Genomic DNA, 12,390 nt, shown 5'->3' with positions numbered 1-12,390 from the left:
TTATCCCTTCTCGCCGGTCAGCAGGATCTGCAGCTTGACGTCCTGCGGCTTGCCTTGCGCGGCGCGCTCGAACGCCTTGATGCTCTCGGAGAAATCATAGGTGCCGGTGATCAGCGGCTTGAGGTCGACCTTGCCGGAGGCGATGAGCTGCAGGGCGCGGTCGAAGATGTTGGCATAGCGGAACACGGTTTCAATGCGCACTTCCTTGGAGATCGCAGCCGGCACGTTGAGCTCGACCGCTTCGACCGGCAGGCCGACCAACACCACCGCGCCGCCCGGCCGCACGACCTCGAACAGATTGGCGAAGGCCTTCGGGCTGCCGCTCGCCTCGAACACGATATCGGCGCCCCAATTGTCGGTCGCGGCCGCAACGGTGTCGACCAGCGACTGCTTGCCGATATTGACCGGTACGATGCCGGGATACTGGGCGGCGATCTCCAGCTTCGGCGCGGAGAAGTCCGAGATCAGCACCTTGGAACAGCCGCCGGCTAAAGCGGCCAGGGCGATCATGATGCCGATCGGTCCGCAGCCGACGACGACGGCGACATCGCCCGGAATGATCCTGGCGCGCGCCGCCGCCTGCATGCCGATGGCGAAGGGCTCGACCATCGCGCCCTCGGCGAAGGAGACATTGTCCGGCAGCTTGTAGGTGAAGGCCGCCGGATGGACTGCGTAGGGCGCGAGCACGCCATGCACCGGCGGCGTCGCCCAGAAGCGGACGTCGGGGTCGACATTGTAGATGCCGAGCTTCGTCGCGCGCGACGCAAGGTTCGGCACGCCTGGCTCCATGCACACCCGGTCGCCGACCTTCAGGCTTGTGACATTGGCGCCGACCTCGACGATGGTTCCCGAGGCCTCGTGGCCGAGCACCATCGGCTGGCGCACGATATAGCTGCCGATGGCGCCATGCGTGTAGTAATGCACGTCGCTGCCGCAGACGCCGACGGTGTGGATCGCGATCCTGACGTCGTCCGGTCCGACGTCTTGCGGCAGCGCGATCTCGCGCAGCGACAGTTCGCCTTTTTTCTCAAGCACCAGTGCCCGCATCGGGATGAGCCTCACTTCAATTTTTCTTTTGCCGGAAAACGGAATTCAGGAAGCCGCTCAAAACACCGAGGAACAGCAGCGGCGGCAGCGACAAGAGCACGACCGAGGCATTGAGGATTCCCCACGGCACGTTCATGCCTTGCTGGGACAGCTCGGAAGCCACGATCGGCAGCGTCTTGGCGTTGGAGCTCGACAGCATCAGCGCGATCAGGAATTCGTTCCAGACCAGCACGAAGCTGAAGGCGACGGCGCCGATCAGCGAGCGCGCCGCGACGGGAAGCGCGATCCGCCAGAACACCGAATAGGCGCCGTAGCCATCGACGAAAGCCGCCTCCTCGATCTCTTTCGGCACGCCCTGGAAGGCTGGGATGGCGAGCCACATGATCACCGAGATGGTGGGCAGCGAATAGGTGACGATCAGCGCCGGCAAAGTGTCGTAGAGGCCGACCTGCAGCCAGATCACCATCAGGGGGATGGCCACCGCCACCGGCGGCAGGAAGCGCAGCGACAAGACGAAGAACTGGATGTCGCCGGCAAAGCGGTTTGGGTAGCGCGCCACCGCATAGGCTGCCGGCAGGCCGAGCGCGATGCCGATCACCACCGCCGCGCCGCAGGCGACGACCGAGTTGTAGAGCCCGGTCAGCACGCTGTCGCGGCCGAGGATATAGGTGATGTTGGCGAGCGTCGGCGTGAAGATCACTTTCGGCACGCGCGTGATGATGTCGACGTTGTTCTTGAGCGCGTTGAGCGCCGTCCAGACCAACGGGAACACGGCCAGGAATCCGGCCAGCGCCAGGATGGCCTTGGCGACCAGGCGGCCCACTCTTATCGGATATGGCTTCATGCCTGCACCCGCTTCCACAGCATGGTGAAGGTGATGACGGTCGCGATCATCATCAGCACCGCCATGGCCGACGCGTAGGAAACCTTGCCGGATTCGATGAAGCCTTGCGAGAAGGCGTACATGTCGAGCGTCTCGGTCGCGACGCCGGGCCCGCCGCGCGTCATCACATAGATGAGGTCGAAGGACCGCAGCGACTCGATCATCTTGACGAACATCAGGCTGATCAGCGGCGCCTTCAGCATCGGCAAGGTGACGTAGGCGTGGATCTGCCAGCGCTTGGCGTGGTCGAGTCTGGCCGCCTCGATCGGCTGCGGCGGCAAGGTCTCGAGCAGCTTCAGCACGATGACGGCGAAGAACAGCCCCCATTGCCAGACATCGACCGAGGCGACGGCGAACAGAGCGGTCGCGGGCTTGGACAGCGGATCGAAGATGAGGCCGCCCGTCAGCAGCCGGTAGGGATAGGTGGCGATGCCGTAGAGCGGGTGATAGGCGAACTTCCAGACGAAGGCGGCCGAGACGCGCGGCAAAAGCACCGGGATGATGAACAAGAGGCAATAGAAATTGCGAAGGCGTGGGCCGGCGGCCTCGAACATCAAAACGCCCAGCCCGATCGCCACCACCATTGTCGCGACGACGGTGACGATCTCCCATTTCACCGAAACCCAGACGGCGTTGAGGAAACGGCGGTCGGTAAAGAGATCGGCGAAGTTCGAGAACCAGACCCAGGAATAACCCGGCGAGCTCAGCTCGCGGTTCTGCAGCGCGATGACGATGGCGTAGAGCGTCGGCACCATCGACAGCACGAGCAGGATGGCGAGCGTCGGAACGAGAAATGTGACCGGCAGGGAAGAGCGTCGGCGCATTGCCTATCCTCGGGTTTGTCGCGGTGCCTTGGATCGAGGGTGAACCCGCGGCGGGGATCCCGGCATTCCGACGAATGCCGTGGATCGCGCGCCGCGGGCGGGAGGATTACTTCTTCTTCACCAGCTCGTTGGCATAGGCCTCGAGCTCGTTGAGGCCGCCTTTGATGTCGGTGCGCGTGCCGGTGACGAGCTCTTCCAGGATGATGCCCCAGCGGTCGCCGAGATCGGGCCAGCGCGGATCCTGCCAGAAGTTCACCGCCGTGACCTTGCCGGTATCGGCCAGCGCCTGGCCGAGATCGGCGCCGTAGATATCGGCGAATTCCTTGCTGGTGAGGATGCTGGTCCGGTTCAGCTCGCCGAATTGATGCGCGTCGAGCCGGCGCTTCTCGTTCTCTTTCGACGTCGCCCAGGCGATGAACAGGCCGGCGCATTTCTTCGCGGCGTCATCCGCATTGGCCTTGGTGCCGATGGCAAGCCCGTGGCCGTAGCCGCCGCCGGGCAGCGGCGAGGGCGGCGGCAGGAAGCCGATCTTGCCGACCACCTGCGAGGTCTTCGGGTCCACCGCCATGCCCGACAGCGGCGTCGATTCGACGAGGATGGCGACCTGGCCGGACAGGAAAGCGCCGGTCGATTCATCCCAGCTGCCGGTCTGCGTGCCGGGCGCCGAGTCCTTGAACAGCTTCAGGTAGGTCTCGGTCGCCTTGACGGCGGCGTCCGAATTGAAAGCCGGCTTGTCGCCGTCGAACCACTTGCCACCATAGGCTTTGAAGAACGGCATCCAGCGCCAGACATTGGCGCCCGAGCCGCGCGCGCCGCGCAGCGCAATGCCGTACATGCCCTTGTCGGCATTGGTCAGCTTAGGCACGTCGGCGATCAGCTCGTCCAGCGTCTTTGGCGGCTGGATGCCGGCGGCCTCCAGCACATCCTTGCGGTAGACCATCAGGTCGCCGCCGCCGGTCAGCGGCGCGAACCACACCTTGCCGTCATAAGTGGCGACCTTCTGGCGGCCCGGATCGAAATCGGCATAGTCATAGTCAGCCGGGTAATAATCGGTCAGAGGCACGATCCAGCCGGAGGACGCAAACAGCGCCACATTGGCCTCGTCGACATAGTAGACATTGTAGTTGCCGACGGTGGAAGCATCGGCGCGCGACTTGGCGCGGCGGTCGTTCTCGTTGAGGTAATCGATCTGGAACGAAGCGCCGGAGAGCTTCTTGAACTCGTCCTTGGAGTCCTCCAGCAGCGTCAGGCCGTCGCGCGGCTGCGCCAGCACCTTGACCGGCGCCGAGCAGACCGGCGCCTGTGCCAGGGCTGCGGTTGAAACGGAAGCGGTAAGCACGAAAGCTGCACCGAGGCTGGCAGCGAGCCGGTTTGATTTCATTGATGTTTCTCCTCCAGGAACATGCGCGGGAAGTAGCAAGTCCGCGGGCTAAGCGACCCTCACGTCGCCCGCATGATTGCGACCCGTCGCCAAAATGAGGAGTTGGAAGGGGCGAGACTAGAAGCCCCGTTGCAGCAGACCTGTACTTTTATGCATTGTGCGGCGCAAAAAATGACGCCGGCAGAGTTTGCCCGTCACACGAGTATCAGTGCTATCAAGCGTAGCCGCTCCCGGCTCGATCAGGCCCGCAACGTCAGCCGCTGCCGCGACAGCTTGCGATAGGACGACGGCGTCATCTTGTGCTTGCGCAGGAAGGCTCGGTTGAAGTTGGAGATGTTCATATAGCCGACCTGGAAGCAGATGTCGGTGATCGGGATCTCGGTATCGGCGAGCAGCTTGCAGGCCTGCCAGAGCCTCAGCTTGGCGACATGGTCGCTGAACGAGTTGCCGGTGTTCTTCTGGAAGAAGCGGGAAAAAGTGCTTTCGCTCATCCCGGCCAACGCCGCCACCTCCGGCAGCTTCAGGTCCTCGGCAAAATGCTGGAACAGATAAGTCAGCGAGCGCTGGATGATGGTGAGCGACTCGGCGTCGAGCAGCGGGGAGAAATCCGGGGACGACAACAGCTTATATTCGTCGGTGGCGGCCAGGAGATCCAGCAATTCGAGGAACAGGCGGAACCTCGCCAGTCCCTGCACCTCTCCCATTCTTTCCATCAGGTCGGCGCCGTCGATCGCGGTCTGGCCATGGAAGACCATGCCGCGCAGCGAGCGTTCCAGGAACGGCTCCAGCTCGCGCAGTTCCGGCAGCAGCCCGGACGAGCCGCGCAGCCGCTCGGGATCGAATTGGAGAACGATATCGCGGCCCTGGATCAGCTCGCCGGGCTGTACCGCGGTCACCCAGTCATGCGGCAGGCCGCCGCCGACGATGGTCAGGTACCCCGGTCCGAACTCGCCGATATGGTCGCCGACCAGCACCACGCCGGACGATTTCCTCAGAAGATGGATTTCGTATTCGGGGTGAAAATTCCAGACATTGCGCTCCCACGGATAGTCGTCCAGCCGCCACAGGAAACTGTCGCTCGCCTCGGTCACGATATGCTCGAAGGCGGGCGCCGTGCGTGGTATCGCGGCGGTGTTCTTTCTGCGCTTGAAGGGCATCCATTCCTCCCGGCGCGGTGCGCCGGCTATCCGCGTCGGCGCTATCCGTAGCAGCCCAGCTCCGGCAAGTGAACGTGCCGTCGCGCCGGAACCCAGGCCGGCCGGCGAATGCCCTACGCCTTCACCACCCGGTCGCAGACGATGCCGTTGCGCTGCATGGCGTTGCGCGTGTCGATAATCAGGCGCGAATGGTTTGCCAGGAGCCCGTAGTCGACCCCGTCGTGATCGGTGACGATGACGACCGCGTCATAGGCAGCGATCGAGTCGCGGTTGAGGCGGATGCAATCCTTGCCGGCCAGCGTCGGGTGCTTGCGCGTCTTCGGGATGCGCGCGACGTGAGGGTCATGATAGGCAATGTCGGCGGTGCGTGTCTCGAGCAGCTCGATCAGCTTGAGCGCCGGGCTTTCGCGCACGTCCGACACGTTCTTCTTGTAGGCGACGCCGACGATCAGGATGGCTGCCTGGCTCAGCGGCAGGCCAAGCTGTGTGTCGAGGGCTTCCGAGAGCTTCGCCATGACGTAGTGCGGCATGGAGACGTTGATCTCGCCGGCCAGCTCGATGAACTTCGTCGACACTTCGAACTCGCGTGACTTCCAGGTCAGGTAGAACGGATCGATCGGGATGCAGTGTCCGCCGAGCCCTGGACCGGGATAGAACGGCATATAGCCGAAAGGCTTCGTCTTTGCCGCCTCGATGACTTCCCAGATGTCTATCCCCATCGCGGAATAGATAACCTTGAGCTCATTGACCAAGGCGATGTTGACGGCGCGGAAGATGTTTTCCGTCAGCTTCACCACTTCGGCCACCTTGATGCTCGAGACAGGCACGACCCTCTCCACGATCGCGCCGTAGAAGAGCGCCACCAGTTTTGCGGCGACCGGCCCGTCGCCGGCGACAACTTTCGGAATGGTGGCGGTTTCGAAGCCGATGCTGCCCGGGTCCTCGCGCTCGGGCGAATAGCCGAGGAAGAAATCCCTGCCGGATTTGTGGCCCGTCGCTTCCAGTATGGGCTTCATCACCTCGTCGGTGGTGCCGGGATAGGTGGTCGATTCCAGCACGACAAGCTGGTGCTTGCGCAGATGAGCCGCGATGGCGCGCGTCGTTCCTTCCACGAAGGAGAGGTCCGGCTCCCGCTGCTTTGTCAGCGGCGTCGGGACGCAAATGGATATCACATCGCATTCTTCGAGGGCCGCGAAGTCCGATGTCGCCTGGAAACGCCCGCCAGCGCTGATGTCCTGCAGCGCCTCGTCGGCAACGGCGCCGATATAGGACCGACCCGCCCTCAGCCTCTCGACCTTGCTGTTGTCGATGTCGAAGCCGATCACCCGGAAGCCGGCCCGCGCCGCCACCGCGGCAAGCGGTAGGCCGACATAGCCAAGCCCGATGACGCCGATCGTGGCCATTCGTGATTCAAGTTTCGAATGAAGTGTCGCGCCGCGAGCCTGCTCGACCAAAGTCATTGTTGCCCTCCACCAGGGCGGCTGACCGGAACCGGCGCCGCATTGCAATTGCCGTGAATTCTGACGAACAGGACTTCTGGTAGCCGGCGTCATAACCCCACGTTGTCATGGGCCGCGATGCAACTCCTGTGCCACGAGTTTTCGTCTGCGGCTGAACCTTGCGCAGGGCCGGCAAACAAGGCGACTGCGGCTCGCGGCAGGATCAAGATTCTGCGGATTGTCAAGCGCGCTGCTTGTGCCGATTTCGCACGCAGTCGTTCCACTTTAGGTCATCTTAAAAAAGGAACGCCAAAAAAAGCAACGATTACAAAAAGGTAATTAACCACTGTTGTTTATCATATTATTAACTATCAGTTGCTTTGCCTGGGGAAATCCTCGTTTCATGGAGCAAGGCGCACAATGAGGGGGTGCGGCTTTCTTCTTTTGCAAACGAGGATTGTCGCTCGATGAGCATGAACAGCAACGAAGTCAGATGCCTTATCGCGGGAGGCGCGGGGTGTCTGGGGACCAACCTTGCCCGTCGCCTTCTCGATCAGGGCGCGCAGGTCGATGTCGTCGACAATCTCTCCACCGGTCGCCAGGCGAATGTCGACCAGTTGTCGCGCCATCCAAATTTCGGCTTCATCAAGATGGATATCGCCGATCCGGCAATCTGCCGGCGGTTGCAGCGCCGTCGTTACAGCCATGTCTACAACCTGGCCTGTCCAACGGGCGTTCCCAACATCAAGCGGCTGGGCGAGCAGATGCTGATGGCCTCGTCCGCCGGAACGCTGAACCTGTTGAAGATCACGCGCAGGTGCAAGGCGAAATATCTGTTCGCCAGCACCGCCGAGGCTTACGGCGATCCGGACGTCTTCCCTCAGCCCGAGACCTATGTCGGGCGGGTCGATCCGGTCGGGCCGCGCAGCCCCTACGAGGAAGGCAAGCGCTTCGGCGAGGCGCTGACCCGCTTCTGGGGCGGCAAATATGGAATCGAGGTGCGCATCGTACGCATTTTCAACACCTATGGTCCGGCCATGTCGCCCAAGGATCAGCGTGTCATCCCACAGATGTTGACCCGCCTCATCGCCGGCCAGCCCGTGCCGATCTATGGTGACGGAACGCAGACGCGAACCTTTCTCCACGTGGACGATCTGGTGAACGGACTTCTCACCGTCGTCGAAAAGGGAGTAAGCGGCGAGGTCTACAATGTCGGCGGCGACGAACAGATCACCGTGCGCGACCTCTTCACAACGGTGAAAAAAGCAACCGGCCTTGCTGGCGAAGCAGCCTTTCGCGAGCATTTCATCGAGGATCACCGCGGCCGCTGGCCGGACACGACCAAGCTTCGGGCCCTCGGCTGGCGGCCGAACATCTCGTTGGAAGCAGGCATCCGCCAGAGCTACCAGGACCTGCTTCGCGCGATGGGCATCAAGCCTGCCCGCTCGGCTCTCGGCCCCGCGCACAGGAGGGACGGCGGCGCGCCGGTCCCGAGCGATCGGTTGCAGCCCGCCGCGCCATGAGCCCGACGGCCGCCCTCAATATGACCTTGATGGTTCTCAGCGCGTCGCTGGGCATTAACATCGCATTCTGGTGCACGGTCGGGCTGCTGCGCTTCATCGCCGAACTCGGTAGCAGCAAGGCCGCCGCGATCCCTCGCGCCATCAGGGTCGCCGATGTGGCGGTCGTCATTCCCGCGCATAATGAAGAGATCGCGCTTCCCAAATGCATTGCCGCCCTCAAGGCGATCATCCCGGCCCGGCAGATCTATGTCGCCAGCGACGGATCGAAAGACGCCACGGTTTCCATCGCCCGGAGCCTGGGCTGCAGGGCTCTTGATATCCGGCCCAACGGTGGCAAGGCCAAGGCCATAGACCGGGCGATCAAGCACTATCGCCTTTGCGAGCGGTTCAAGGCGGTGCTGATCCAGGACGCAGACTCCGAAATCGACCCACACTATTTCGACCACGCCCTTCCGCTGTTCGACGATCCGGGTGTCAGCGTCGTCGCGGGCCATGTCCTGTCGCGCTGGCGCGATCAGCGCCTGCCGACGCTGGATATGCTCTTCGCCGCCTATCGCACACGTCTCTACAGGATCCTGCAGACGGCGTTCCAATATGGCCAGTCCTGGAAATGGGCCAGCGTGAGCTATATCGCGCCCGGCTTTGCAAGCATGTATCGCACCCAGGCCCTGACCCAGATCGACATCACGGCCCCGGGCCTTGTGATCGAAGACTTCAACATGACCTTCGAGGTGCAGCACAAAGGGCTGGGCCGCGTCGCCTATACGCCGAGAGCGCGATGCTCGTCGGAAGATCCGTTCAACCTCTCCGACTACCGCAAGCAGGTGCAACGCTGGTATCTGGGTTTCTGGCAGACGGTGCGCCGGCATGGCGTCTGGCCAAGCCGCTTCTGGCTTTCGCTCGGCGGCTTGCTGGCCGAATTGCTCGTCATATCGGTTTTCGCGCTCGCTCTGCCGCTGGCCGTCCTGGCGTATCTGGCGACAGGCCTTGAAGTGCCCGCATTGTCGATCGGCCAATTGGCGATACGGCCGGTCTCGCCCGTCATTCTCCTCGCTCTGTTCCTCGCCGTCGATTATGCGCTTACACTGGTCGTCGCGGTCATCGAACAGCGGCCGAGCCTGATGCTCTACGGCATCGCCTTTCCCGCCATCCGGCTTCTCGACGCCGCTCTTTTCCTGCGCGCCCTCGTCAAATCCTTCTCCGCGAAATCCGATGGCCGCTGGGTGAGCCCGGCGCGGTACGCAATTCCAGCCGCCGACAGGAGGCACTCATGAACATAACCCGGCGTTCGGTCCTTCTCGGCGGCATCGGCATCCCGCTCTTGGCCGTTGCCGGACGAGGTGTCGCCACGGCCGCGGCGCGCCTGCCCAATCCGCTGATCGTGACCGTCAGCGGCGTCGGCGCCAGCGCCGACACAGGCAAGCTCGAAGCTGTCGCAAACGCCTTCTCGTCCGCCGGGCTGCCGATCGCCATGACCATCAAGATGGCGGGCGATCCCGGCGACATCCCAGGCTACAGCTCCGGCCTGGCCAAGTGGATCAGGCAGTCCGTGGAACTGGCTCCAAACGCCATCGAATTCGGAATCCATGCCACGAAGATCGCGCCGGCCGATCCTTATCTGCAGGCCCGGCAGGCCGGCGAGATGCAGGCCGCCTTCTCGCTCATGATCAACGCGTTCGACCGCTACAAGTCCAAGGCCGTCATCACCGCGCTGACGCTGACCACCAATCAGCCGCTGCAATCGCCTCAGGACGCCGCATCGATGAGGTCGGCCGGCATTCGCACCGTCATTCGTCTTGCGGGCGAGCCAGACGACAAGGTCGGCCGGCGGCCTCCGGATGGAGGCTATTGGATGACCAACACCGGCCTTGTGAACACCGTCGCCTCGGTGCGAACATCCGCCACGTCGGGCAATGCGACAGCCGCGCTGACGGCCCCGGCCGCGCTTGCGCGGAATATCACGGCTCTTGCCGCCAACATCGACCCGATCATCATTGAAATTCCCTTTGACGCGCTCGCCGGCCTGTCCAATGCCGATGCGGCCGACTACGCGGCCGGCGTCGCCAAGGCGGTGCTTGCGGCGGTTTCATCCGGCGCCGTGCGTGTCCTGACGCCGCAGAGGCTCTATACACAGAGCCGCGCTGCCGGCAGGCGCTACATCGTGGTCAGGGTGGATGACCTGCGTCTCGACAGCGACACCGATCCGAGCCACATGGCCTTCGTCAAGGGCCTCATCGAAGCCGGCTATCCAGTCACCAACGCCATCATCCCGGCCCCCAAGGCGGGCCTGCTGTCGGCGGACGAAAACAGCAAGGCCTTTCTGCGATCGATGCTGGCCGACCAGCGATACGATATCGCGGGGCATGGCTGGCACCATACGCCTTCCGAGCTGCTCGGAAACTCGCTCGCCAAGGACGTCGACCTCATCAGGGACTGCATGAGCGAAATCTACCGCTCCACCGGCAGGCTGCCGCTGACCTATATTCCTCCGAACGACGATTTCGACGACAACACGCTCGATGCCGTGGCCGGCACAGGGACGCCGATGTTCGCCGCCGAGAAGGGCGACATGCGCTGGTTCAACGGTCTCGACAGGCGTGGAGTCCTGCATGTGTCCAATACCGTCAAGTTCGAAGCCGCCTGGACCGGCGACCTTCCCTACTTCTCGCAAGAACAGGTCTTCGATTATCTTGGAGAGGACAATGATGCGGTCTTCTGCATCCACCCTGACACCGCCAAAACGCCCGAAAAGAAGCAGGTGATACTCGACTCCATCACCCGGATGGCAGGCCTGCCGGGCACGACGCTGGTCAATTTCGCGCAATACTACAAAGCCGTCTGCCCAGCCATGCCGAAGGTGGATCGCATCCGGCAAGCCCGTGCCGAGGTATCGGTGAAGGACTGGAGAAAACCCGATCCGTATTGGCTGGAGGAGGAAGCGCTGAGGGCCGATGCCGAACTGGCCTGGACCTATTTCGACTGGGGCGCAAGGCATTACAACGGCATGGCGCCGGCCACGTCCTGGATCGAATCCGGCAAGCAGGCCGGATATCCGTTTGTCACCATGTGGGATATCGGATCGCACATCCTGGCGGCGGTTTCCGCCCAACGCCTGCGCATCATCGACCAGACCGAATTCGAGACGATGATCAATCGGATCCTGGCATTCCTGGGCCAGGGCGATTTCAGCTTCGCCGGGGTGAAGATTCCAAATACCGAGCGGCGGCTGAGTTCAAGGGGCGGCGAGCGCGATGGTTTCGACAGCGCCGATACCGGGCGCCTGCTCGTCGCGCTGAAGATCCTGGACAGCTACACCGCGGGTGCCTTCCCGGTGTTCAAGCTGGTGCGGCATTGGTCGTTCGGACCCGTCCTCAAGGATGGCGAGATGCATGTGGTGAGCGACACCGGCAAGATTTCGTCGGGACAGTACAACAGCTATGCCGGCTATGCCGGCCGCGGATACAGCCTCTGGGGCGAGGCGATATCGCCGGTCTTCGGCACTGCGGATCCGAGCAACGACATGGACGCCGCCCTCGCGGCCATGGTGGAAATCCAGCGGCGCGGCCGCATCGCGACCGAGCCTCATGTCACCGAGGAAATCGAGCTGGGCGCATCACCGCATGGGCGGCTGATCGCGGACATCCTCTACGCCGCCCAGATGAAGCGCTTCCAGGACACCGGCATCCTGACCTGCGTTTCAGAGACCGCCATGGCCGGGCCGCCCTATTTCACCTACCAGGGCTACCAGTTGACCCACGATGGCGGCACTTTCCCGGTCGACACGTTGAAGACCTCGGCGCCCGAGAAGGCGGCGAAGCTTTCCGACTCGCTGCGGCTGGTCAACTCCAAGGGCGCCTATCTGTGGCTCGCGGCGCGGCCGGGCGACTACGCGCAAAAGCTCGTAGCCCATGTCAGGGAGCGCGCCAGGATGAAGGGAATAGGTTTTTCCGCGGGCATATCCGAGCGGACCGGCAAGCGGATCGAGGTCACCGATATCAACACCAACGGCGTCATCCTCGAGTCTGTCGCCTATATACTCGGTGGCCGCAAACCCCTGATTTTGCGCGCAGAGGCCTGAACTCCGCCGGTCCTTGCGGCGGTGGAATCGCGCTGCCCGGCGTTTTTGTCACCTGGCG

General features: G+C 63.0%; 9 protein-coding genes. 3 read left to right on the top strand and 6 right to left on the bottom strand.

The annotated features are described in order from the left end of the window. The 6 genes from FJ430_RS02365 to FJ430_RS02340 all read right to left on the bottom strand — a co-directional run bounded on the left by FJ430_RS02365 (position 1) and on the right by FJ430_RS02340 (position 6,752). Positions 1 to 1,047 carry an NAD(P)-dependent alcohol dehydrogenase gene (locus FJ430_RS02365; RefSeq protein WP_140702835.1) on the bottom strand — a complete coding sequence of 349 codons (1,047 nt, stop codon included), beginning with the start codon at positions 1,045 to 1,047 and terminating at the stop codon, positions 1 to 3. A 16-nt stretch (positions 1,048 to 1,063) separates the two neighbouring features. Next, a complete protein-coding gene (locus FJ430_RS02360) occupies positions 1,064 to 1,891 on the bottom strand; it encodes a carbohydrate ABC transporter permease (RefSeq protein ID WP_181175207.1) in 828 nt (275 codons plus the stop codon). Beyond that, on the bottom strand, positions 1,888 to 2,754 hold the full coding sequence (locus tag FJ430_RS02355; RefSeq protein WP_140702082.1) for a carbohydrate ABC transporter permease: 867 nt from the start codon (positions 2,752 to 2,754) through the stop codon (positions 1,888 to 1,890). The genes FJ430_RS02360 and FJ430_RS02355 overlap by 4 nt, the downstream gene beginning before the upstream one ends. A gap of 106 nt (positions 2,755 to 2,860) precedes the next feature. Next, positions 2,861 to 4,135 (bottom strand): ABC transporter substrate-binding protein, encoded by a 1,275-nt coding sequence (locus FJ430_RS02350; protein ID WP_140646794.1) that lies wholly within the window; start codon positions 4,133 to 4,135, stop codon positions 2,861 to 2,863. Between the two features lie 239 nt (positions 4,136 to 4,374). Continuing rightward, positions 4,375 to 5,292, bottom strand: a complete 918-nt coding sequence (locus FJ430_RS02345) for an AraC family transcriptional regulator (protein ID WP_140702084.1) — start codon at positions 5,290 to 5,292, stop codon at positions 4,375 to 4,377. 113 nt (positions 5,293 to 5,405) lie between these two features. Further along, a complete protein-coding gene (locus FJ430_RS02340; RefSeq protein WP_140702086.1) occupies positions 5,406 to 6,752 on the bottom strand; it encodes a nucleotide sugar dehydrogenase in 1,347 nt (448 codons plus the stop codon). Positions 6,753 to 7,198: 446 nt separating this feature from the next. On the opposite strand from FJ430_RS02340, the gene FJ430_RS02335 reads away from it, so the two are divergent. The 3 genes from FJ430_RS02335 to FJ430_RS02325 are packed head-to-tail and all read left to right on the top strand — an operon-like array spanning position 7,199 to position 12,332. After that, positions 7,199 to 8,254 carry an NAD-dependent epimerase/dehydratase family protein gene (locus tag FJ430_RS02335; protein ID WP_140702088.1) on the top strand — a complete coding sequence of 352 codons (1,056 nt, stop codon included), beginning with the start codon at positions 7,199 to 7,201 and terminating at the stop codon, positions 8,252 to 8,254. Next, on the top strand, positions 8,251 to 9,528 hold the full coding sequence (locus tag FJ430_RS02330; RefSeq protein ID WP_140702090.1) for a glycosyltransferase: 1,278 nt from the start codon (positions 8,251 to 8,253) through the stop codon (positions 9,526 to 9,528). Before FJ430_RS02335 ends, FJ430_RS02330 begins: the two co-directional genes overlap by 4 nt. After that, the gene (locus tag FJ430_RS02325) at positions 9,525 to 12,332 is read left to right on the top strand and encodes a DUF3131 domain-containing protein (protein ID WP_140702092.1); all 2,808 of its coding nucleotides are present in this window, start codon (positions 9,525 to 9,527) and stop codon (positions 12,330 to 12,332) included. Before FJ430_RS02330 ends, FJ430_RS02325 begins: the two co-directional genes overlap by 4 nt. The last annotated feature ends 58 nt before the right edge of the window (positions 12,333 to 12,390 follow it).

Origin of the sequence: Mesorhizobium sp. B2-8-5 (assembly GCF_006440675.2) — a bacterium.
Lineage (GTDB): Bacteria > Pseudomonadota > Alphaproteobacteria > Rhizobiales > Rhizobiaceae > Mesorhizobium.
This window is presented reverse-complemented; position numbering and strand designations above follow the sequence as displayed.